Genomic DNA, 23,614 nt, shown 5'->3' with positions numbered 1-23,614 from the left:
CAGCCCCCGCGTCCGCTCAGTCCTCGAACGCCCCGTAGACCTCGAGCGTGTTCGCCGCGATCTGCGCGCACAGCTCGTCGACGTCGACACCGAGCTCGGCGGCCATGAAGCGCACCGTCACCGGGATCAGGTACGGCGCGTTGGGGCGGCCGCGATGCGGGGTGGGCGTGAGGAACGGGGCATCCGTCTCGACCAGAATGCGCTCGCGCGGGATCACCGCGAGCGCGTCGCGCAGGTTCTGCGCGTTGTTGAAGGTGACGTTGCCGGCGAACGAGAGGTAGTACCCGCGCTCTCCCGCGATACGCGCCATGTCGGCGTCGCCCGAGAAGCAGTGGAACACCGTGCGCTCGGGGGCCTCGACGCGTTCGAGCGTCTCGAGGACCGCCTCGTGCGCGTCGCGGTCGTGGATCTGCATCGCGACGCCGTGCTTCTTCGCGAGGGCGATATGCGCCTCGAAGCTCTCGAACTGCGCCGGCCGGCCGTCCTCGTCGGTCCGGAAGAAGTCGAGCCCCGTCTCGCCGATCGCACGCACGCGCGGCTGCGCGGCGAGCTCGTCGATGACGCTGATCGCCTCATCCAGCCGCCCGGCCGCCTGGTACGCGGGTGCCTCGTTGGGGTGGATGGCGACCGCCGCGAGCACGCGGGGATGGGATGCTGCGGCCCACGCCGACCAGCGGCTCGAGTCGATGTCGCCCCCGGCCTGCACGACGCCGATCACGCCGACCTCGCCCGCCCGCGAGAGCTGCTCGTCGAGCGACAGGCCGACGCCGTCCTCGATCTCGAGATGCGCGTGGTTGTCGTACACCGGCACTGCGAGCGGCTCGGGCGCCGCGGGATACGACACGTCGCGCGATCCCTTCTCGCGGGTGCGCACGTACTGCGACGGGTCGGAGCCCGCCGCGGGGTACGGCACCGGCGGTGTCGCCATCAGACCGACTGCTCGACGCGCGGGAACAGCGGCGCGAGGCCGTTGACGCTCGTGCCCGGCTTCAGCACGCCCCAGTCGCCCGCCTCGCGGATCGGCTGGTCCTGCAGACGCCCGATCGACTCGGCGGCGCCGAGTGCGATCCAGAGCTTCTCGGTCGACACCGGCATCACCGGCGAGAGCAGCACGGCGAGCGCGCGCAGGCCCTCGGCCGCCGTGTACAGCACGGTGCCCAGGCGCTCGCGCTGCGCGTCGTCCTTCGCGAGCGCCCACGGCGCGTTCTCCGTGATGTACAGGTTCAGCGCGTCGACGATGGTCCAGATCGCGTGGATCGCCTCATCGATGCGGAACCGCTCGATCGCGGCGTCGGCGTGGGACGCAGCATCCGCCACCGTCTTTTGGATGTGCAGATCGGCGTCGGTGTACGCGCCCGCCGGGGGCACGACGCCCTCGAAGTACTTCTCGATCATCGCGGTCGTGCGAGACGCGAGGTTGCCGAAGCCGTTCGCGAGCTCGGCCTGGTAGCGGGCCGAGAGGTCCTCCCACGAGAACGAGCCGTCCTGGCCGAACGCGATCGCCGACAGGAAGTAGAAGCGGTACGCGTCCGAGCCGAAGACGTCGGTGATCTCGGTCGGCGCGATGCCGGTGAGCTTCGACTTCGACATCTTCTCGCCGCCGACGAGCAGCCAGCCGTGGGCGAAGACGCCGCGCGGCACCTCGAGTCCCGCAGCCATCAGCATCGCGGGCCAGATGACGGCGTGGAAGCGCAGGATGTCTTTTCCGACGATGTGGTACGCCGGCCAGCGGCGGGCGAACTGCTCGGGGTCCTCGCCGTAGCCGATCGCGGTGGCGTAGTTGAGGAGCGCGTCGACCCACACGTAGATGACGTGCGACTCGTCCCACGGGAGCGGGATGCCCCAGTCGAACGCCGAGCGCGAGATCGACAGGTCCTTGAGGCCGTTCTTCACGAACGAGACGACCTCGTTGCGCGCCGACTCGGGGCGCACGAAGTCCGGCACCGTCGAATAGAGCTCGAGGAGCTTGTCCTGGAACTCGCTGAGCTTGAAGAAGTAGTTCTTCTCCTGGAGCAGCTCGAGCGGCTTCGAGTGGATCGCGCAGACCTTGAGGCCCTCGAAGGCACCGGTGCCGTCGACGATCTCGGACTCGGGCTTGAACTCCTCGCAGCCCACGCAGTACAGCGCCTCGTACTCGCCGGCGTAGATGTAGCCGCGGTCGTAGATCGCCTGCACGAACTGCTTCACGCGCTCCTCGTGGCGGGCCTGCGTCGTGCGGATGAAGTCATCGTTGGCGACATCCAGCGTCTTCAGCAGCGGGAACCACGCCTCGGTGACGAGCTTGTCGACCCACTCCTGCGGCGTGACGCCGTTCGCGGACGCGGCGCGCATCATCTTCTGGCCGTGCTCGTCGGTGCCCGTCAGCATCCAGGTGTCGTCGCCCGCCTGACGGTGCCAGCGCGCGAGCGTGTCGACCGCCACGGTCGTGTAGCCGTGGCCGATGTGGGGCACGTCGCTCGGGTAGTAGATCGGCGTCGTGATGTAGAAGGACGGGTGGCCGGAAGTCACCCGACGAGTCTAGTCAGCGCGGATGCCTCGGCCGCCGCTGTGACCGGACGCCGCCGTCCGCACGCCCGGAGGCGGCCGAACGTAACACTCGGGCGGGTTGTTTCGGACGCGCCGCCCCCGCAGTCCTCGCGCGTCAGGCGCTCTCGCGGACCACCAGCGTGGTCGGGAGCGTGAGCGGCGCGGGGCGACCGCCGTCGATGACCTCGAGCAGCAGCGAGACCATGCCGTCGCTGATGCGATCCCACGGCTGACGCATCGTCGTGAGTGCGGGTTCGTGGGTGGCGGCCAGCCCCGAGTCGTCGAATCCCGCGACGGCGATGTCGTCGGGGACGCGCAGGCCCGCCTTGCGGAGGGCGGTGACCGCGCCGGCGGCCATCAGGTCGCTGGCCGCGAAGACGGCGTCGATGTCGCGGCTGCGCTCGAGCAGGCGTGCCATCGCGAGCGCGCCGGACTCCTGGCTGTAGTCGCCCTCCTCGACGAGCACCGGGTCGAAGTCGTCGCCCATCGCCTCCTCGAAGCCGACGAGGCGGAACTTGCCGCCAGGCGTGTCGTGGGGGCCGGCGATCATCGCGATGCGCCGGTGCCCGCGCTCCTGCAGATACCGGGTCATCTCGCGGGCCGAGCCGATCTCGTCGACTGACACCGTCGGCACCTGCGCCTCATGGCCGAGGGGGATGCCGCAGCACACGGTGGGCACGCCGGCCTCGAGCAGTTCGTCGACCAGCGGATCGGACTCGTGCGACGAGATGAGGAGCACCCCATCGACATGACCGGCGCTCACGAAGTGTGCGACGTTCGCGCGTTCGGCCGGGGTGCCGGCGACCAGGAGCACCAGGGTCATCGAGCGCTGCGCAAGAGCCTCGGCGGCGCCGCGCAGCAGGAGTGCGAACGTCGGATCCTGGAAGAGCAGGTGCTGAGGCTCGGTGAGGAGGAACGCGAGCGAGCCCGCACGACCGGTGGCGAGGCTCCGGGCCGCGTGATTGGCGGTGTAGCCGGTGCGGCGGATGGCGTCCTCGACGGCGACGCGCGCGTCGGGCGAGACCCAATGCCCGCCGTTGATCACCCGAGAGACGGTTCCGCGTGAGACGCCCGCAGCCGCGGCGACATCGCGAATCGTCGGTTTGCGCCGCACGGACGTCGTCTCCTCCACGACGAGCGACTCTACCCCCGTGCGGACGCGAATGACGCGCCGACACGAAGGAAACTGTGACCGGTCACAGTTTCGTAACGCTTCCGGCCCGAGCCTGCGCCGAGGCATCCGTCCGGGTAAGACTGTGACCGGTCACAGCCGTTGCTGCGACCGACTCGCCGAGCAGGACGACCCTGCACCGACCCGATGGAGCGTCTATGACCTCGTCCGACCGCTGGCCCGAGATCCGGGGCATCGCCTACGGCGGCGACTACACCCCCGAGCAGTGGCCGCGAGAGGTGTGGCACGAGGACGTCGCCCTCATGCGCGAGGCCGGTGTCAATCTGGTCAGCGTCGGCATCTTCGCCTGGGCCCTCATCGAGACGAGCGAGGGAGTCTTCGACTTCGCGTGGCTCGACGAGCTGCTCGACCTGCTGCACGAGAACGGCATCTCGGCCGATCTCGGCACGCCCACCGCCTCTCCCCCGGCGTGGTTCTTCGCCGCGCACCCCGACGCCCGCGTGGTCTCGCGCGACGGTGTCACGATGGGCTTCGGCGCGCGCGGCATGGCCTCGCACGCGTCGCCCGCCTACCGGGAGGCGATCGTGCGCATCGCCTCGGCGCTCGCCGAGCGCTACGGCTCGCACCCCGCGGTCGTGATGTGGCACGTCCACAACGAGTACGGCGTACCGGTCGGCGAGGACTACTCCGCGCAGTCGGTGCGCGCCTTCCGCGGCTGGCTCCGCGAGAAGTACGGCACGCTCGACGCGCTCAACGCGGCGTGGGGCACCACGTTCTGGGGTCAGCGCTACGGCGAATGGGACCACATCGGCGCCCCGGCCGCGGCGCCTTCCGTCGTGAACCCCGCGCAGCGTCTGGACTTCGCGCGCTTCACCGACGCGCAGCTGCGCGGCTGCTTCGTCGCCGAGCGCGACGCGATCCGCGCCCACGCGACGCAGCCCATCACCACGAACTTCATGGCGAACCAGAGCTGGACGACCGACCTGTGGGCATGGGCCCGCGAGGTCGACATCGTGTCGGACGACCACTACCTGTGGGCGGCCGATCCCGAGGGCGAGATCGGCCTCGCGATCGCGGCCGACCTCTCCCGCTCGGTCGGTGGCGGCACACCGTGGATCCTCATGGAGCACTCCACGTCTGCGGTCAACTGGCAGCCGCGCAACGTCGCCAAGCGACCGGGCGAGATGGCCCGCAACTCCCTCACGCATCTCGCGCGCGGGGCCGACGCCATCCTCTTCTTCCAGTGGCGCGCGTCACGCTCGGGCGCCGAGAAGTTCCACTCGGCGATGATCCCGCACGCCGGAACCTCCTCCCGCGTCTGGCGCGAGGTCGTCGACCTCGGCGACGCGCTCGGACGCCTCGAAGAGGTGCGTGGCTCGCGGGTCGCGTCGGACGTCGCGATCCTGTGGGACTTCGAGTCGTTCTGGGCACAGGACCTCGAGTGGCGCCCGTCGGCCGACGTGTCGCACGCCGACCAGATCCGCGCGTTCTACGAGCAGCTGTGGCGCGACAACATCACGGTCGACTTCGCCCTGCCCGGCCAGGACCTCTCGGCGTACAAGCTCGTCGTGGCGCCGGCGCAGTACCTGCTGAGCGCCGCGGACGCCGCGAACCTCACCCGCTACGTCGAGGCCGGCGGCACGCTCGTCGTCTCGTTCTTCTCTGCCATCGTCGACGAGAACGACGCCGTGCACCCGGGCGGCTTCGTCGCACCGCTGCGCGACGCGCTCGGCGTCGTGGTCGAGGAGTTCCTTCCCCTCCGCGAGGGCGCTCGCCACACGGTCGGATGGACCGGCTCGACCGCGGAGACGCTCGTCGCGGACGCATGGCAGGAGGACCTCGTCCTGCACGGTGCCGACGTGAAGGCCACGTATGTCGACGGTCCGGGCGCCGGCAAGGCGGCGATCACGCGTCACGCGCACGGCACCGGGCACGGCTGGTACATCAGCACGCGATTGGATGCCGCGGGCCTCGGCACCGTCATGTCGGACGTGTACGCCGACGCCGGCGTCGCCCCCTCGGGCCACCCCGAAGGCCTCGAGGTCGTCATCCGCCGCGGCGACGACGCGGACTACGTCATCGCGATCAACCACCGCGACGCCGACGCCTCCCTCGCAGCATCCGGTGTCGAGCTCCTCAGCGGCGCGGACGTCGCCGGCGAGCTCGTCGTGCCCGCCGGCGGCGTCGCAGTCGTCCGCACGCCGCACACCCCCTGAACCACCCGAACCCTGCAACACCACATCACCGAAAGGGAAACCATGCGTAAGCAGATCGCACTCGGAGCGCTGGCGCTCACGGCAGCGGTCGTCCTCGCCGGCTGCGCCGGCGGAGGCTCGTCCGACACCTCCGACGACGCGGCCGACAGCAGCGCCGAGCTCGTCGTCTGGACCGACGAGGAGCGCCAGACGGCCGTCAAGGACGCGGCCAAGGCCTTCGAGGAGGAGACCGGCGCCACCGTCAAGATCGTCAAGAAGAACTTCGAGGACCTCCGCAACGACTTCATCGCGCAGGTGCCGACGGGCGAGGGCCCCGACATCACCGTCGGCGCCCACGACTGGCTGGGCGCGCTCGTCGCGGCCGGTGTCGTCGACACGATCGACCTCGGCGACAAGGCGTCGGAGTTCGAGCCCGTCGCTCTCGAGGCCATGACCTACGACGGTCAGCTGTACGCGCTCCCCTACTCGCTCGAGACGATCGCGCTCGTGCAGAACGTCGACCTCGTGGGCGCCGAGGCCCCCGCGACGTGGGACGACATGATCCAGAAGGGCCTGGCGTCCGGCGCCGAGCGCCCGTTCGTCATCAACACCGCCGGCGAGACCGGTGACGGCTACACGATGTACGGCTTCCAGACGTCGTTCGGCGCCCCTGTGTTCGTGCAGGACGCGTCGGGCTCCTACACGACCGAGGTCGGCATGGGCGGCGCCGCGGGCGAGGCCTTCGCGTCCTGGCTCGGTGCGAACGGCACCTCTGGCACCGGCTACATCTCGACCACCGTCGACTACGACATCAACAACGAGCTGTTCAACAGCGGCAAGGCGCCCTACACGATCCAGGGTCCGTGGGCGATCAGCGCCTACACCGACGTGAAGAACATCGCCGTGAACCCGATCCCCTCGGCGGGCGGCGAGACGGCCGCTCCGTTCGTGGGCGTGCAGGGCTTCTACCTCAGCTCGCAGTCGAAGAACGCGCTGCTCGCGCAGGAGTTCCTCGTGAACTACCTCGGCACCGAGGAGGCGCAGCGCGCCCTCTACGAGGCCGACCCCCGCATCCCGGCGTGGTCGACGCTGGCCACGGAGGTCTCGTCCGACCCGATCATCGCGGGCTTCCTCGCGTCGGCGCAGAACGGCGTCCCGATGCCGAGCATCCCCGAGATGGGCTCGGTGTGGGACCTCTGGAACGCGGCGCAGTCGCAGATCATCAGCGGCGCCGACCCCGTGTCGACGTGGAACACGATGGTCGCCGACGTCCAGGCCGCGGTCGAGGGCTGATCCCGGCCTGCTGAACCCGGCCACCGACGCGGTGGCCGACATGCTCCGGGAGGCGGGTGAGTGCCTCTCCCCGCCTCCCGGATCCCATCCTCTTCCCGGATCGACCCCGTCGATCCCCCTCACGCCCGGCGATGAGGCCCCGTGACAGGAGCAGACGCATGACGGTGGACGCCCCCACCCTCCCCCAGGCGCCGGCACAGACGCCGCCGCCCGAATCCCACGCCCGCCGCTGGCGCGGCCCGGGCTGGGGCTTCCTGGCGAAGCTCGCCCTGATGGCCCTCGTCAACGCCTTCGGCGTGATGACCCTGCTCAGCGCGTTCCGCGTCGAGTCGTGGGTCGTGTTCTCGGCGACGCTCGTGCTGCTCCTCGCCGCCGACATCGTCTACTTCACCAAGCGCGCGCTGCCGCTCAAGTACCTGCTGCCGGGCCTGGCGTTCCTGCTCGTCTTCCAGGTCTTCATCTTCGGCTACACCGCGTACATCGCCTTCACCAACTACGGCACCGGTCACGCGGGCACCCAGGAGCAGGCGGTCGAGGCCGCGCTCATCCAGGGCGAGCGCCGCATCGAGGACTCCCCCACGTACCCGCTCTCCGTCGTCGAACGCGTCGGCGAACTCGGCTTCGCGATCGTCGACGAGAACGGCGACGTGCTCGTCGGCTCGGCCGAGCAGCCTCTCGAGGAGGCCCGCGGCGGCGAGGTCGGCAGCGCCGGCGCTCCCACGGAGGTCCCCGGCTGGAACGTCGTGCCGCGCGCCACGGTCATCACCGACGCCGCCCTGCAGGAGCAGATCGCGAGCCTGCGCGTGCCCGTCTCCGAAGACCCCAACGACGGCTCGGTCCGCACGCGGGACGGCTCTTCGGGCGCCGTCTACGAATCGACGCTGGTGTGGGATGCCGCGGCCCAGACCATCACCGACACCACCACCGGCACGGTCTACACCGCGAACGACAAGGGCCTCTTCGTCGCCGAGGACGGCTCGGCGCTGCCCACCGGCTGGTACGTGAACGTCGGGTTCGACAACTTCGTCCGGCTGTTCACCGATCCCGCGCTCGCGCAGACGCTGCTGTCGGTCACGCTGTGGACGTTCGTGTTCGCGACGCTGTCGGTGGTGCTGCCGTTCGCGCTCGGGCTCCTGCTCGCGCTCATCTACAACGACGCCCGCCTCAAGGGCCGCCGATTCCTGAGGACGCTGTACATCCTCCCCTACGCCTTCCCCGCGTTCATGTCGGCGCTGCTCTTCCGCGGCATGTTCAACGCCGAGTTCGGCGTCATCAACGACCTGTTCTTCTTCGGCGCGAACATCAACTGGCTCGGGGACCCGTGGCTCGCGCGGGCGGCCGTCATCTGGGTGAACCTGTGGCTCACGTATCCGTACTACTTCCTGGTGTGCACCGGCGCGCTGCAGGCGCTCCCGCAGGACACCCTGGAAGCGGCATCCCTCGACGGCGCCGGCCGCTCGCGGCAGCTGCGCTCGATCATCCTGCCGCTCGTGCTCGTGGCCACCGCGCCCCTGCTGATCTCGTCGTTCGCCTTCAGCTTCAACAACTTCACCGTCATCTACATGTTCAACAACGGCGGCCCGGCGATCCCCGGCGCCCCGTACGCGCTCGGGGCCACCGACATCCTGATCTCCGCCATCTACGACATCTCCGGGGTGTCGGGCGGCGCCGCGGACTACGGCCTCGCGAGCGCGCTGTCGATCCTCGTGTTCGCCGTCGTCGGGGGCATCTCGGCGATCGCGTTCCGTCAGACCCGCAAGCTCGAGGAGTTCCAGTGATGTCCACCGCCACCGATGTCGCCACGGGACCGACCACCCGCACCCCCGGCGCGCCGCGCGACCGCCGCTCCGCGCGCCGACGCCGCTGGCTGCTCGACGTCGGCTGGAAGTACCTGCTCGCCGTCGTCGTGATCTTCTACGCGATCTTCCCGCTCGTGTACGTGCTGTCGGCGTCGCTGAACCCGAACGGCACGCTCGCCGCGAGCAACGCCCTCTTCAGCGTCGTGGACCTGTCGAACTACGCCGCCCTCGGCGAGACGAGCTTCTGGACGTGGGCGGGCAACACCCTCCTCATCGGCGGCATCGCCTCGGTGGGCGCCGTGCTCATGGGAGCGGCTGCCGCATACGCGTTCTCCCGCTTCCGGTTCTCGGGTCGCCGCGCGGGGCTCACCGGACTCCTCATCATCCAGATGTTCCCGCAGGCGCTCGCGTTCGTCGCGATCTTCCTGATGCTCCTGGGCCTCGGCGAGGTCGTGCCGGCCCTCGGCCTCAACTCCAAGATCGCGCTCATCTGCGTGTACCTCGGCGGCGCGCTCGGCGTGAACACGTTCCTCATGTACGGCTTCTTCAACACCGTGCCGATCGAGATCGACGAGTCCGCCAAGATCGACGGCGCCTCCCACGCGCAGATCTTCTGGCGGCTGATCTTCCCGCTCGTGACGCCGATCCTCGCGGTCGTCGCCCTGCTCGCCTTCATCGCGGCGTTCGGCGACTACATCATCGCCAAGATCGTGCTGGTCTCAGAGGAGAACTGGACCCTCGCGGTCGGCATGTACCAGTGGGTCTCGAACCAGCTCGCCTCCAACTGGGGTCTGTTCGCGGCGGGCGCCGTGATCGCCGCGATCCCCGTGCTCGTCCTGTTCCTGTCGCTGCAGCGCTACATCGTCGGCGGCCTCACTGCGGGGTCCGTCAAGGGCTGACCCTCAGCCCACCCCGCCAGATCAACGTCGATCGGAGAACTCACGTGTCTCACCACCCCCGACCCGCGCGCCTCGCGGCGGTCGCGGCATCCGTCGCCCTCGTCATCACCGGGTTCGCGGCGGCGCCTGCCGCCGCGAACGACGGCCCCGTCGAGGCCGGCATCACCGTGCCGAAGGTCGAGAACCTTCCCGCGGACTTCATCAGCGGCGTCGACGTGTCGTCGGCGATCGCGCTCGAGGAGTCCGGCGTCGTGTTCCGCGACGCGGCCGGGCAGCCCGCCGACCTGTTCGACGTCCTCGCCGCCGCCGGCGTCACCGATGTGCGCGTACGCGTGTGGAACGACCCGTTCGACGCGGCCGGCAACGGCTACGGCGGCGGTGACAACGACGTGGCTCACGCCGTCGAGATCGGGAAGCGGGCGACGGATGCCGGACTCGGCGTGCTCGTCGACTTCCACTACTCGGACTTCTGGGCCGACCCCGCGAAGCAGCAGGCTCCCAAGGCGTGGGCGTCGATGACCGTGGCCCAGAAGGCCGTCGCCGTGACGGACTTCACGACGGATGCGCTCGAGGAGCTCGAGACAGCCGGCGTCGACGTGCAGATGGTGCAGGTCGGCAACGAGACCAACAACGCCGTCGCCGGCGTCAGCGGGTGGGACGGCATGGCGCAGATCTTCTCCGCCGGATCGGCGGCGGTGCGCGCGGTGTTCCCCGACGCCCTCGTCGCGGTGCACTTCACGAACCCCGAGTCGAGCGGGCGCTACGCCGGCTACGCGGCGAACCTCGCGTCGCGCGGCGTCGACTACGACGTGTTCGCGTCGAGCTACTACCCGTACTGGCACGGGTCCGTCACGAACCTCACGGCGGTGCTGAAGAACGTCGCCGACACCTACGGCAAGAAGGTCATGGTGGCCGAGACCTCGTGGGCGTACACGCTCGAGGACGGCGACGGCCACGGCAACGTCATCGACCTCCCCGCGGAGGCCACGCAGTACCCGGTCAGCGTGCAGGGGCAGGCCGACGCCGTGCGCGATGTGATCCAGGCGGTCGCGAACGTCGGCGCCGCCGGCATCGGCGTCTTCTACTGGGAGCCCGCATGGCTGCCCGTCGGACCGCCGTCCGCCCTCGACGCGAACAAGGCCCTGTGGGAGGCGCACGGGTCGGGCTGGGCCTCGAGCTACGCCGGCGAGTACGACCCCGAGGACGCCGGCCAGTGGTACGGCGGCTCCGCGTGGGACAACCAGGCGCTGTTCGCGCACGACGGCACACCGCTCGAGTCGCTCAACGTCTTCGCCTACGCCCGCACCGGCGCCGTCGCGCCGCGCGAGGTCACGGCGGTCGGGCCGGTGAACCTGACGGTCGCCGAGGGCGATGCGGTCACCCTTCCCGCCAGCGTGACGGTGTCGTACAACGACGGCTCGTCCGAGACCCAGCCGGTCACGTGGTCCGACGCCGCGACCTGGATCGACGGCCCCGGCACCTACAAGGTCTCGGGCCTCACCGCGTCGGGCCTCGCGGCGACGGCAACGGTCGTGGTCGCGCAGAAGAACCTGCTGCGGAGCCCCGGCTTCGAGGGTGACAACGGCGCCTGGACGAAGACGGGCACGGGTCTCACCATCGGCGCGTGGGACGACCCGCGCACGGGCGAACGCTCCGCGCACTTCTGGGCCGCGAACGCCTACTCCTTCAACCTGTCGCAGCGCGTGGACGGCGTCCCCGCCGGATCGTACGTCGTGCGCGGCGCACTGCAGGGCGACGGAGAGGATGCCACGAGCAGCGTGCGCCTGAGCGTCTCGAGCGCGTCGGGCGAGGCATCCGCCCCATTCTCGATGGACGGGTGGCGCAACTGGTCGGTGCCGACCACCGCACCGATCGACGTCCCCGCGGGTGGCAGCGTGACCGTCACGGTCACCGCCGCCCTCCCCGGCGGCGCGTGGGGCACGATCGACGACGTCGAGCTGGTGCGCGCCACGCCGACCGGGGTCGACACCACCGCCCTCGCCGCGGCCCTCGCGGACGCCGAGTCCGTCGACCTGTCCGCTCACACGCCCGCGACCGCGGACGTGCTGCGGGCGGCGATCGAGCGGGCGCGGATCGTGCTGTCGGCGGACGCCCCGTCCGGCGCCGCCGTGGACGGTGCGACGACCGCCCTGGCCGAAGCGGTCGACGGGCTCCTGGTGCTCGACACCGCGAGCAGAGCTCCCGGACGCGGCGTCCTGTCGCACGACAACGGCTGGGACACCGGTCTCAAGGACGGTGCCTACGCCGTGCGCATGAACCTCTGGTGGGGTGAGAACGCGACGAAGCTGCGCGTGTTCGAGAACGGCGAGCGCATCGCCACGGTGGCGCTCGCGTACGGCGGTGTCGGCGCGCAGTCGGCCGAGATCCCGGTCAGCGGGAAGAAGAACGGCGTGTATGTCTACACCGGCGAGCTCGTGAACTCGAAGGGCACCACGGCGCTCCAGTCGGTCACCGTCACGGTGACCGACGCGTCTCCCGCGAAGCCCGTGCTGAGCCACGACAACCAGGACGGCGACGGCACGTACACCGTGACCGCCGACCTGTGGTGGGGCACGAACGCGACGAGCTACCGCTTCTTCGAAGGCGACACCCTCGTGAGCGAGGGCACGCTCGCCGCGGCGACGCCCGGCGCCCAGCGCGCGACGCTCGCCGTCACCGGCGCCGCGCGCGGCACGCACACCTACCGCGTCGTGTTCGCGAACGATGCGGGCGCGACGACGAGCAAGGACCTCGTGGTCACCGTGCGCAAGTGACCACGCGTCGGCAGCGCTACCCGCGGACGGAGAGCGCGGCCTGATAGAGCTCGCGGCTGGAGTGTCCGGTGAGCCCGGACACTTCGGCCGCGGCCTCCTTCAGCCGCATGCCGCCGCGCACCAGCTCGAGCACCTGCGTGACGGCGTCGGGGAACGCGACCCCGCGCGCGGGCGCCCCCTCCACGACGATCACGAGCTCGCCGCGTACGCCGGCCTCGGCCCACGCCGCGAGCTCGGCGAGCGGGCCCCGCGCGACCTCCTCGTGGAGCTTCGTCAGCTCACGGCACACCGCGGCCCGACGATCGGCGCCGAACCCGGCGGCCATGTCGGCGAGCGTGGCTGCGACACGCGACGGCGCCTCGAAGAACACCATCGTGCGCGGCTCGGAACCCAACGCGCGGAACGAGGCCGCCCGCTCCCCCGCCTTGCGCGGGACGAATCCCTCGAACGTGAAGCGGTCGGTCGGCAGCCCCGACACCGCGAGGGCCGTCACGACGGCGCTCGGGCCGGGGATCGCGGTGACGTCGACGCCGGCCGCGGCGGCCGCCGCGACGAGGCCGTAGCCGGGGTCGCTCACGGTCGGCATGCCGGCGTCGCTCATTACGAGCACGTCCTGTTCACGCGCGAGTTCGACGATCTCGGGCGCGCGCTCCTTCTCGTTGTGGTCGTGCAGCGCGATCAGGCGCGGCCGGTTGGCGATCCCGAGGGCGGTGAGCAGCCGCTGCGTCGTCCGGGTGTCTTCGGCGGCGACGATCGTCGCCTCTTCGAGGGCCTCGACGAGCCGCTTCGAGGCATCTCCCAGGTTGCCGATCGGGGTCGCCGCGAGGATGATCACGCCCTCAGCCTAAACTTGACCGGGTGACGGATGCCCCGCGCCTCGAGGCCGATCAGCCTGCCGCGCCGCTCCTGCGCCCCGAACGACCGAGCCTGTACGACCGGTTCGCCCGCCGGCTGAACGAGGACGCGCGCGCTCGACGGCTGTACCGGTGGCTCGGCCCCGCCATCGTCCTGGTCATCGCCGCCGTCCTGCGTCTGTGGAATCTGGCCGCGGCGCACGACCTGATGAACCAGTTCGACGAGACGTACTACGTCAAGGACGCCTGGACGCTGCTCAACCTCGGGTACGAGGCATCCTGGCCCACCGGCGCCAACGAGAGCTTCCTCTCGGGCGATGTGAACGTCTTCACCACCAACCCGTCGTTCGTGGTGCATCCGCCGCTCGGCAAGTGGATCATCGCGCTCGGCATGGCCGTGCTCGGCCCCGACTCGGGCTGGGGCTGGCGCATCACGACGGCGCTCCTCGGCATCGCGTCGGTGCTGGTGCTCATGCTCATCGCGAAGCGCCTCACCCGTTCGACGACGTTCGCCGTGGTCGCGGGCCTGCTCATGGCCGTCGACGGCCTCGCCATCTCGATGAGCCGCGTCGCACTGCTCGACACGTCGCTCACGTTCTTCGTGCTGCTCGCGTTCCTGTTCGTGCTCCGCGACCGCGAACGCACGATGACGCGCATCGCCGAGACCGTCGCCGCGCGCTACGACGGGGACGCACCGCCCTCCTGGGGACCGGTGCTGTGGAACCGGCCGTGGATCATCGCCGCGGGTGCCGCGCTCGGCGCAGCCAGCGCCGTGAAGTGGTCGGGCGCGTGGGTGCTCGCCGGTCTCGGTGTCTACCTGGTCGTCACGGACGCTCTCGCCCGCCGGCGCGCGGGGGTGCTGTTCTGGCCGACGGATGCGGTGCGCCAAGGCCTCGCGACCTTCACGCTGTTCGTCCCGGTCGCCCTCGTCGTCTACGTCGCGTCGTGGTCGGGGTGGCTGTTCACCTCAGGAGGCTACGGCCGCCAGGCCGGCAGCAACCCGCTCGAGAGCCTGTGGCTGTACCACGTCGCCATGTACAAGTCGACGGCGGGGATCACCTCGGGACACGCCTATGCCAGCCCGGCGTGGCAGTGGCCCCTGCTGTGGCGCCCCACCGGCGTCTACTACCACCACGATGCGCTGGGTGTGAACGGCTGCACGGCGCCGAGCGGCTGCGTCGACGTCATCTCGACGATGCCGAACCCGCTGATCTGGTACGCCGGCGTCGCTGCCGTGCTCTACCTCGCGTACCGCTTCGTGGTCGCCCGCGACTGGCGCTACGCGCTGGTGCTCACCGGGATCGCCGTCACCTACCTGCCGTGGCTGTTCCTGCCGCAGCGCACGATCTTCCAGTTCTACACGGTGCTCATCCTGCCGTTCATGCTGCTGGCGCTGACGTTCGCCCTGAAGGACATCGCGGGCCCGCCATCGGCCGGCTCCTATCGGCGGCTCACGGGGCAGCGTCTCGTGCTCGTGTTCCTCGGCGTCGCGCTCGCCCTGTCGGCGTTCTGGTACCCGATCATCTCGGCGATGACCGTGCCCTACGACTTCTGGCACATGCACATGTGGATCAACAGCTGGGTCTGACCCGTTCTCAGGCCTCGAGATCGGCGACCTCGGTGACCGGGAGCCGGCAGGCGAAGTCCCGGCAGTCGTACGCGGTCGGACGCCCGTCGCGCGCCGTCTTCTCGGCGAACAGCTCGAATCCGGCCCCGGCCCATTCGCGCGCCTGTTGAGGCGACACAATGCTGACGACATCGGAACGGATGCTGCGCGCCGCCGTCGCGAGCGCTGCCCGGGGGTCGTCGGTGACGACGACGACCTGCCGCGGCGGCCCGGCGAGGCCTGCCGCGACACGCAGCAGCGCGCCGTACGCGAGCGGCTGCGCGAGGGCCGCCGGAGCGTGGGCGGCGACGAGCCGCTCGGCGATCCCGCGGTAGGCATCCCCGGCGCCCAGCACCCAGAGCGCGGCGGCGGCCTCCGCGACCGATGCGGCCCCGGACGGCTCGTCGGCGTCGGAGGCGGCATCCGGTGCTCCGATCCCCTGCTGCGACAGCACGGGGTCGCCGCCGCCCGGCACGGCGATCCGGCCGTCGGCGCCGACGCAGGCGTCGACGAGCTCCCGCGCCCGCACCGCGTACGCGACGTCGCCCGTGGCGACGGCGAGGGCGAGGAGGCCCGCGGCGAGCTGGCCGTGGTCGGCGAGCGTGGCGTGCGCCCGCGACGGCACCTCGTCGAGCGAGGCGCGCAGCAGGCGGCCGTCGGCGGCGACGTTCGTCTCGAGCACGGCGTCCGCCGCCCATCGGGCCGCTTCGATCCAGGATGCCTCGCCCAGGCGCGCGCCGGCGCGCGCGAGCGATCCGATCGCGAGGCCGTTCCAGCCGCTGACCACCTTGCCGTCGACGGCCGGCGGCTCGAGACCGGCACGGTCCGCGGCATCCCGTGCGTAGTAGCCGCCCTCGCTGCGGGCCCCGTCGATCCAGGACTCCGAGTCCTGCGCGGCGCCGAAGCCGCCGGCCGGCTGCTGGAGCACGTCGCGCAGGAAGCCGGCGATGCCCCGAGCGACGTCTTCGCGGGCCGGTTCGGTGTCCATGGCGACGTCGAGGAGCTGGGCGTTGTCGGTCAGCATGCGCTCGTAGTGCGGAACGGTCCAGTCGGGCCGTGTGGCGTAGCGGAAGAACCCGCCCTCGACGGTATCCCTGAGCGGTGCCGCGGCCATCGCGGCGAGGGCGCGGTCGGCGGCGACGGATGCCTCGGCCGCATGCTCGCGGACGACCCGGGTCTGCAGGAAGCGCAGCGCCGTGGCCACCGGGAACTTCGGCGCGCCGGCGGCGGGATCGCCGAACCCGCCGTGGACCGGATCCTCCCGCGCGGCGAGCGCACGCGCGGCGTCGGCGAGGTCGGCGGTGGTCGGCGACGACGCGTCGGCGCCGGGCGCGGAGTCACGCACCTCCGCGAGCGCGCCGGCGACAGCATCCGCCGTCTCGTCGATCTGGTCACGCCGCTCGGTCCAGGCCTCGTGGACCGCCGCGAGCACCTGCCGGAACGCTGGCATGCCTGCGCGCGGCTGCGGCGGGAAGTAGGTGCCCGCGTAGAACGGCCTGCCCTCGGGCGTGACGAAGACGGTGAGCGGCCAGCCGAGGCTCGGCGAGAACGCCGACGCCGCCGCCATGTAGGCCGCGTCGACCTCGGGATGCTCCTCGCGGTCGACCTTGATCGACACGAAGTCCGCGTCGAGCTCAGCCGCCGTCGTCTGGTCCTCGAACGACTCCCGCGCCATCACATGGCACCAGTGGCACGTCGAGTAGCCGATCGACACCATGACCGGCACGTCACGGCGCCGCGCCTCGGCGAACGCCTCCTCGCCCCACGGAAACCACGCGACCGGATTGCCCGCGTGGGCTCTCAGGTACGGGCTCGTCGCTTCCGCGAGGCGAGGGTTCACGGCATCCGCTCCTCCCGCTCGTGAGCGGTCAGTTGACCTCGTCGGGGTGCGCGCTGACGCGACCCGTGCCGTCGCCCGGCTCCATCGCGTCGATGGCGGCGATCTCGTCGGCGCTCAGCTCGAAGTCGAAGACGTCGAGGTTCTCCTCGAGACGCTCGCGGCGCACCGACTTCGGGAAGACGATGAAGCCCTTCTGCAGGTGCCAGCGCAGCACGGCCTGCGCCGGCGTCTTGCCGTGCGCCTCGGCGGCGGCCGCCACCGGCGCCGCACCGAACAGGTCGTACTTGCCCTGGCCGAGCGGGCCCCACGACTCGATCTTCACGTCGTGGGCGGCGGCCCAGCCGGTGATGTCGCGCTGCTGGTGGGCGGGATGCAGCTCGATCTGGTTCACGGCCGGGACCACGCCGGTGGCCGACACGATCTTCTCGAGGTGCGGCACGAGGTGGTTCGAGACGCCGATGCTGCGCGTGAGGCCGGCGCCCCGCAGCTCGATGAGCTTCTCCCACGCGTGCAGGTAGTTGTCGCGCGCCGGGGTCGGCCAGTGCACGAGGTACAGGTCGACCTGCTCGAGCCCGAGCTTGGCGAGGCTCTCGGCGATCGCGGCGTTCGGCTCGTCGCCGTCGTGACGGTCGTTCCAGAGCTTCGTGGTGATGAACAGCTCGTCGCGTGCGATGCCGCTGGCCGCGATGGCCGCGCCGACGCCCTCTTCGTTGCCGTAGATCGCGGCGGTGTCGATGTGGCGGTAGCCGACCTCGAGCGCCTCGGCGACGGCCCGCTCGGTGTCGGCCGGCGGCACCTTGAAGACGCCGTAGCCGAGCTGAGGGATCGTGTTGCCGTCGTTCAGGGTCACGCTGGGGACTGTCATGGTCTCCAGCCTAGAAGTCGAAGTCGTCGTCCGGGTCATCGGCCGTCTCGAGGAGAGAGAAGGTGATCTCGATCGGCACGCGTGGCGGAGCGATGTCGTCTGGTGAAGCCAGCTGCGCGAAGACGGTCCGGGCTCCGCGCCGGCCCCGCCGCGGTGGTCGCCCCGGACCTTTGAAAGGAACCGCGCGATACTCCGGCAGCACGGCGAGCGGGTCGCGCTTCTCGCCGGCGTCGGCGTCCCAGCCGACGGCTCTCGAGACCTTGTGTATGAGATCGGCCACCACGCCCTCGAGCGTCTCGAACCCGCGACGGCTGAGGCGGTACCACCGCCAGCTCTCGTCGGCGCGGACGTCGACGCAGCCCGCGTCACGGAGGAGTCGAAGATGCTTCGATACCGCGGTGCGACTGATCCGGAACTCTCTGCCGACGACATCGGCCAGTTGGCCGGACGTGTGCTCGCCGCTCGCGAGAATCTCGATGATCCTTCGCCGCGCGGGTTCGGCGAGCGCTTCGAACGGGTGCATGTCTCGACGGTAGGTCCGCGAGGCGCTGACCGCGGGCGCCCTCGGGCGATCTGTCGATGACTCGGGTGCACCCGATGCATGTGGAGGAAGGGCCGGCGCGCGCGGCCGGCAGACATACTCTCCAGGGACCATTGAACTTCCGGTTCACACAGCCCATCGTCGGGTGCCGCTGCGCGTCTCATGTCATTCGCCGGAGAGGAGCGGGCGCGTCTCCACGTTCTGGCACGTCGGACCGGGGCAGGGTCGTGTGAACCGGAAGTTCAATGCCCTCTGGTGGACTCCGGTGTCCTGCGACACGACAGCCGCAAGGACTGTGTGAACCGGAAGTTCAACGCCTTTCTGAGAGTAGGTGTGCGCGGGGATCGCGTCCGGGGCGACGACAGGACGCGATACGATCGAAGGCTATGTCTGGGCCCGAACCTGTGATCTCGTACCCGCCGGAGCTCCCCGTCAGCGCCGCGCGCGACGAGATCGCGCGCGCCATCCGCGATCACCAGGTCGTGATCGTCGCCGGCGCGACCGGGTCGGGCAAGACGACGCAGCTGCCGAAGATCGCGCTCGAGCTCGGGCGCGCACGCATCGCGCACACCCAGCCCCGCCGCATCGCCGCCCGCACGATCGCCGAGCGCATCGCCGAAGAGCTGCAGGTGCCGCTCGGCTCGACCGTCGGCTACAAGGTGCGCTTCACCGACAAGGTGTCGGAGGACACCCGCATCGCGCTGATGACCGACGGCATCCTGCTCAACGAGATCCACCGCGACCGCCTGCTCCGCCGCTACGACATGGTGATCGTCGACGAGGCGCATGAGCGCTCGCTCAACGTCGACTTCCTCCTCGGGTATCTGCGGCGGATCCTGCCGAAGCGCCCGGACCTCAAGGTCGTCATCACGAGCGCGACGATCGACCCCGAGAGCTTCGCGAAGCACTTCGCGCAGCCCGACGGCACCCCCGCCCCGATCATCGAGGTGTCGGGCCGCACGTATCCGGTCGAGATCCGCTACCGCCCGCCGGCACGCCCGGCGAAGGGCGAGGACGAATCCGACGACGTCGACGGCATCACCTCGGCCCTGCGCGAACTCGACCGCGAATCGGCCGGCGACGTGCTCGTGTTCCTCCCCGGCGAGGCCGAGATCCGCGACGCCGCCGATGCCGTACGCGGCATGTATGCGAAGGATGCTGCCCCGACCGAGGTCCTCCCGCTCTACGGGCGTCTGTCGGCGGCCGAGCAGCACCGCGTGTTCGAACGGTCGCAGGTCGCCGGCATCCGTCGACGTGTCATCCTCGCGACGAACGTCGCCGAGACCAGCCTCACCGTGCCCGGGATCCGGTACGTCGTCGACACCGGCACGGCGCGTATCTCGCGCTACAGCAACCGCAGCAAGGTGCAGCGCCTGCCGATCGAGGCGGTCTCGCAGGCCTCCGCGCAGCAGCGGTCAGGGCGTGCCGGCCGCACGAGCGACGGCATCGCGATCCGGCTGTACTCCGAGGAGGACTTCGACACCCGTCCGGAGTTCACCGAGCCGGAGATCCTGCGCACGAGCCTCGCGTCGGTCATCCTGCAGATGCTGTCGCTCGGCTTCGGCGACATCTCGTCGTTCCCCTTCCTGACCCCGCCCGATTCGCGCGGCGTCAAGGCCGCGCTCGACCTTCTGGTCGAACTCGGGGCCGTCAAGACCGGTCGTGATCACCCGACCCTCACCGACCTCGGCCGCGAGATCTCGCGGCTGCCGATCGACCCGCGCTTCGCCCGCATGCTCGTCGAGGCCCGCCGCACGGGCGTGCTCCGCGACGTGCTCGCGATCGTCGCGGGGATGTCGATCCAGGATGTGCGCGAGCGCCCCGAAGACCGGCGCGACGAGGCCGACCGCCTGCACGCGCGGTTCACCGACCCGACGAGCGACTTCCTGAGCCTCCTGAACCTCTGGAATCACCTACAGGAGAAGCAGGCCGAGCTCGGCTCGAGCGCGTTCCGGCGCCTGTGCCGGGCCGAGCACCTCAACTACGTGCGGGTGCGCGAGTGGGCCGATGTGCACCGTCAGCTCAGCGCACTGGTGAACGCGCCGAGGAAGCCCGAGCCGGGCACCGCCGACCCCGACGAACTGCATAAGGCGATCCTGTCGGGCCTGCTCTCGCACCTCGGCATGCTCGACGAGCGCACCACGTCGAGTACAGCGGCCCGCGGTCGCACAGCCTCGGACCGCGCCGAGCAGCGGCGCGGCGCCGAGTACCTCGGCTCGCGCGGCACGCGGTTCGCGATCTTCCCGGGCTCGGGCCTCAAGAAGAAGCGGCCGACGGCCGTCATGGCCGCTGAGGTCGTCGAGACCAGCCGTCTGTTCGCCCGCACCGTCGCCGCGATCGACCCGGCGTGGGCCGAGCCCCTCGCGGGCGACCTCGCGAAGCGGTCGCTGAGCGAACCGCACTGGTCGAAGGCCTCGGGGGCGGCGTCCGCCTACGAGAAGGTCACGCTCTTCGGCCTCGAGATCGTGCCGAAGCGCCGGGTGCAGCTGGCCCGCTTCGACCGGCCCTTCGCGCGCGAACTGTTCGTGCGGCACGCGCTGGTCGAGGGCGAGTGGGACTCGTCGCACCTCGACAAGAAGCTCACGGCATTCGAGCGCCGCAACCTCGAGCTGCGGCGCCGGCTCGAGAAGATCGAGGAGCGCGAGCGCCGACGCGACATCCTCGTCGGCGACGAGGCCGTGTTCCGGTTCTACGACGCCCGGATCCCCCGCGACGTGTTCGACGCGCGCTCCTTCGAGGCGTGGTGGAAGGATGCCTCGTCCCGAACGCCGCGCCTCCTCGACATGACCGAGGCCGACCTCGTCGACGAGGCGTCGCGCGGCGACGAGCGCGACTTCCCCGCCCGCTGGACCCAGGGCGACCAGGTGCTCTCGCTCGCGTACCGCTTCGAGCCCGGCGCCGCCGACGACGGTGTGACGGCCGTCGTGCCGCTGGCGCTGCTCGCGCAGCTGCGCCCCGACGGCTTCGACTGGCAGGTGCCCGGCATGCGTGACGAGCTCATCACTGCGCTGCTGCGCTCGCTCCCCAAGTCCATCCGCCGTCACGTCGTGCCCGCCGCGGACTGGGCTGCCACGTTCTCCGCCGACCTCGCCGGCCAGGGCCCCGAGGGCAACAACGGGCTGCCGCCGACACCTCTGCGCGACGCTCTGGCCGCGCGCATCCAGCGCGTCGCGAGTCAGCCGGTGAGCGCCGCCGACTTCGAGATGGAGCGGGTCCCGGGGCACCTGCAGGTCTCGTTCCGCGCCGTCGACGAACGCGGACGCGCCGTGGGCTCCGACCGCGACCTCGCCGCGCTGCAGGCGCGGCTGGCCGACCGGGCACGGGCGTCGGTCTCGCGATCCCTCACCGCACCCGCGCGGGGCGGCCGTCCGTCGAACGCCCCCACGCCGCGCGGCACGCCTACGCCCGTGTCCGCCGACGGGGCGCGGCCCGAATCGACGTTCGCCGAGCGCACCGGCCTCACCGACTGGACGTTCGGCGACCTGCCCGACGTCGTCGACACGAAGGTCGCGGGCGGCGTCGTCCGCGGCTACCCCGCGATCGTCGACGAGGGCGCCTCGGTCGCACTGCGCATCGAGTCCACCCCCGATGCCGCGGCCCGTGCGACCACCGCCGGCGTCCGGCGTCTCGTGCTGCTGTCGGTCGCCTCGCCCTCGGCGTATGTGCTCGAACACCTGACGTCTGCCGAGAAGCTCGCGCTCGCAGCATCCCCGTATCCGTCCGCGAAGGCGCTCATCGAAGACAGCAGGGTCGCGGTCGCCGACGCCGTCATCGCGCGCACCGCTCCCGATGCGGTGGTGCGCACCCGCGCCGGCTTCGAGGCGGTGCGCGACGCCTTCTCGGGCGCGGTGGTCGACGAGCTGTTCCAGACGGTGTCGCTGACCGCCCGCATCCTCACCGCCGCGCGCGACGTGGAGCGCGCCATGCGCGACGCGAACTCGCTGACGCTGCTCGGCGCGCTGAACGACGTCAAGGGGCAGCTCGCCGGCCTGGTGTTCCCGGGCTTCGTGTCGCGCACCGGCACCGCGCGGCTCGCGCAGCTGCCCCGGTACCTGCGCGGCGCGCTCGACCGCGTGCGGACCCTCGCCGACAACCCCGGCCGCGACCGTCAGCGCATGACCGAGTTCGAGCGCGCGACGACGGTGTTCGCCGAGGCCGGCGGCGTGATCCCCCCGGCGGATGACGCCCCGGGACCGCTCGTGCACGCCCGGTGGCTGCTCGAGGAGTACCGTGTGAGCCTGTTCGCGCAGTCCCTCGGCACGGCCGAGCCGGTCTCGCTGCAGCGGATCCAGAAGTCCCTCAAGGAATAGCCGCCTCAACGACAGGAGTTGCCCCCGTCATGACCACCGCGATCGCGTATACCGAGTTCGGGGGCCCTGAGGTCCTGCACGAGATCCCCGTTCCCGAGCCGGTGGCGGGACCCGGCCGGCTCACGATCCGTGTCGCGGCGGCCGGGGTCAACCCGATCGACGGCAAGCTCCGCTCGGGCGTGCGCCCGTCGGCGGCGATCACCGAGCCACGGCGCGTGGGCGGCGACGGCGCCGGTGTGGTGACCGCCGTCGGTGACGGCGTCGACGGCTTCCGCGTCGGCGATTCCGTCGTCTTCGCGAGCGCCTTCGGCTCGTACGCGACAGACATCGCAGTGCCGGCGGAACACGTCTTCGCCCGCCCGCCGCAGGTGAGCGCGGCCGAAGGCGCGGCTCTCGGCATCCCCATCGGCACGGCGTACCAGGCGCTCCGCTCGCTCGCCGTGGGCAGCGGCGACACCGTGCTCGTGCACGCCGGATCGGGCGCCGTGGGCCAGGCCCTCATCCAGTTCGCCGTGCTGTGGGGCGCGACCGTCGTCGCGACCTCGTCGGAAGGCCGCTTCGACCGCGTACGCGAGCTCGGCGCGATCCCGGTCGCGTACGGCGAAGGGCTTGCCGAGCGCGTGCGCGCGGCGGCTCCGCACGGCGTGACCGTCGCCATCGACGCGGCCGGCACCGACGAAGCCCTCGACACCTCGCTCGAACTGGTCGCCGACCGTCAGCGGATCGCGACGCTGGTACGGGGACGGGATGCTGCAGCCCTCGGCATCCGCGCCTTCTCCGGCGGTTCCCCCGAGCCGCTCACCGCGCAGCAGCAGACCTGGCGCACCGAGGCGGTCCCCGTCGCGCTCGCCCTCATGGCGGCGGGACGCTTCGTGGTCGAACTCGGCCCGTCGTTCGCGCTCGCGGACGCCACCGAGGCGCATCGGCTGCTCGAGGCGGGCGTCTCCGGCAAGATCACCCTCGTCCCGTGACGGCGCCGC

Annotated in this window: 15 protein-coding genes; 8 read left to right on the top strand and 7 right to left on the bottom strand. The window is 71.1% G+C overall.

Annotated elements, in window-relative coordinates; translation table 11 throughout:
* Positions 1-16: 16 nt before the first annotated feature.
* The 3 genes from ACFC1I_RS16470 to ACFC1I_RS16460 form a co-directional block, all read right to left on the bottom strand.
* Positions 17-928, bottom strand: a complete 912-nt coding sequence (locus ACFC1I_RS16470) for a TatD family hydrolase (RefSeq protein WP_376011699.1) — start codon at positions 926-928, stop codon at positions 17-19.
* Positions 928-2,508, bottom strand: a complete 1,581-nt coding sequence (gene metG / locus ACFC1I_RS16465) for a methionine--tRNA ligase (protein ID WP_376011696.1) — start codon at positions 2,506-2,508, stop codon at positions 928-930. The genes ACFC1I_RS16470 and metG overlap by 1 nt, the downstream gene beginning before the upstream one ends.
* Before the next feature lie 133 nt (positions 2,509-2,641).
* Complete coding sequence (locus tag ACFC1I_RS16460) at positions 2,642-3,658, bottom strand: LacI family DNA-binding transcriptional regulator (protein ID WP_376011693.1); 1,017 nt, start codon at positions 3,656-3,658, stop codon at positions 2,642-2,644.
* A gap of 197 nt (positions 3,659-3,855) precedes the next feature.
* Here ACFC1I_RS16460 and ACFC1I_RS16455 point away from each other — a divergent pair, with 197 nt between their 5' ends.
* From ACFC1I_RS16455 to ACFC1I_RS16435, 5 genes are all read left to right on the top strand, one after another.
* Positions 3,856-5,874 carry a beta-galactosidase gene (locus ACFC1I_RS16455; protein WP_376011690.1) on the top strand — a complete coding sequence of 673 codons (2,019 nt, stop codon included), beginning with the start codon at positions 3,856-3,858 and terminating at the stop codon, positions 5,872-5,874.
* 42 nt (positions 5,875-5,916) lie between these two features.
* The gene (locus tag ACFC1I_RS16450) at positions 5,917-7,146 is read left to right on the top strand and encodes an extracellular solute-binding protein (protein WP_376011688.1); all 1,230 of its coding nucleotides are present in this window, start codon (positions 5,917-5,919) and stop codon (positions 7,144-7,146) included.
* Between the two features lie 158 nt (positions 7,147-7,304).
* Positions 7,305-8,924 carry an ABC transporter permease subunit gene (locus tag ACFC1I_RS16445; RefSeq protein ID WP_376011685.1) on the top strand — a complete coding sequence of 540 codons (1,620 nt, stop codon included), beginning with the start codon at positions 7,305-7,307 and terminating at the stop codon, positions 8,922-8,924.
* Positions 8,924-9,844, top strand: a complete 921-nt coding sequence (locus tag ACFC1I_RS16440; protein ID WP_376011683.1) for a sugar ABC transporter permease — start codon at positions 8,924-8,926, stop codon at positions 9,842-9,844. The genes ACFC1I_RS16445 and ACFC1I_RS16440 overlap by 1 nt, the downstream gene beginning before the upstream one ends.
* Positions 9,845-9,888: 44 nt before the next feature.
* Entirely contained in the window at positions 9,889-12,618 is a 2,730-nt protein-coding gene (locus ACFC1I_RS16435) for a glycosyl hydrolase 53 family protein (protein ID WP_376011681.1), read from the top strand.
* Positions 12,619-12,634: 16 nt separating this feature from the next.
* On the opposite strand, the gene rsmI is transcribed toward ACFC1I_RS16435, so the two are convergent.
* Positions 12,635-13,453, bottom strand: a complete 819-nt coding sequence (gene rsmI, locus ACFC1I_RS16430) for a 16S rRNA (cytidine(1402)-2'-O)-methyltransferase (protein WP_376011679.1) — start codon at positions 13,451-13,453, stop codon at positions 12,635-12,637.
* A 23-nt stretch (positions 13,454-13,476) separates the two neighbouring features.
* On the opposite strand from rsmI, the gene ACFC1I_RS16425 reads away from it, so the two are divergent.
* Positions 13,477-15,060, top strand: coding sequence for a dolichyl-phosphate-mannose--protein mannosyltransferase (locus ACFC1I_RS16425; protein WP_376011676.1), 1,584 nt, complete (start codon positions 13,477-13,479; stop codon positions 15,058-15,060).
* A 7-nt stretch (positions 15,061-15,067) separates the two neighbouring features.
* Here the strand turns inward: ACFC1I_RS16425 and ACFC1I_RS16420 are convergent, their stop codons facing one another.
* Genes ACFC1I_RS16420 through ACFC1I_RS16410 form a run of 3 tightly spaced genes read right to left on the bottom strand, consistent with a single transcriptional unit; the run spans position 15,068 to position 18,306 of the window.
* On the bottom strand, positions 15,068-16,918 hold the full coding sequence (locus ACFC1I_RS16420) for a thioredoxin domain-containing protein (RefSeq protein ID WP_376011674.1): 1,851 nt from the start codon (positions 16,916-16,918) through the stop codon (positions 15,068-15,070).
* Between the two features lie 28 nt (positions 16,919-16,946).
* On the bottom strand, positions 16,947-17,783 hold the full coding sequence (locus tag ACFC1I_RS16415; protein WP_376011671.1) for an aldo/keto reductase: 837 nt from the start codon (positions 17,781-17,783) through the stop codon (positions 16,947-16,949).
* 10 nt (positions 17,784-17,793) lie between these two features.
* A complete protein-coding gene (locus ACFC1I_RS16410; RefSeq protein WP_376011668.1) occupies positions 17,794-18,306 on the bottom strand; it encodes an ArsR/SmtB family transcription factor in 513 nt (170 codons plus the stop codon).
* 404 nt (positions 18,307-18,710) lie between these two features.
* On the opposite strand from ACFC1I_RS16410, the gene hrpA reads away from it, so the two are divergent.
* Both hrpA and ACFC1I_RS16400 read left to right on the top strand, forming a co-directional pair.
* Positions 18,711-22,634 carry an ATP-dependent RNA helicase HrpA gene (hrpA, locus tag ACFC1I_RS16405; protein WP_376011666.1) on the top strand — a complete coding sequence of 1,308 codons (3,924 nt, stop codon included), beginning with the start codon at positions 18,711-18,713 and terminating at the stop codon, positions 22,632-22,634.
* A gap of 29 nt (positions 22,635-22,663) precedes the next feature.
* Positions 22,664-23,605 (top strand): zinc-binding alcohol dehydrogenase family protein, encoded by a 942-nt coding sequence (locus ACFC1I_RS16400; RefSeq protein ID WP_376011663.1) that lies wholly within the window; start codon positions 22,664-22,666, stop codon positions 23,603-23,605.
* Positions 23,606-23,614: the final 9 nt, after the last annotated feature.

This window comes from Microbacterium sp. NPDC056044, from assembly GCF_042267145.1.
Classification (GTDB): domain Bacteria; phylum Actinomycetota; class Actinomycetes; order Actinomycetales; family Microbacteriaceae; genus Microbacterium.
The sequence above is the reverse complement of the archived record's forward strand: the minus strand, read 5'-3'. Positions and strand labels throughout refer to the sequence as shown.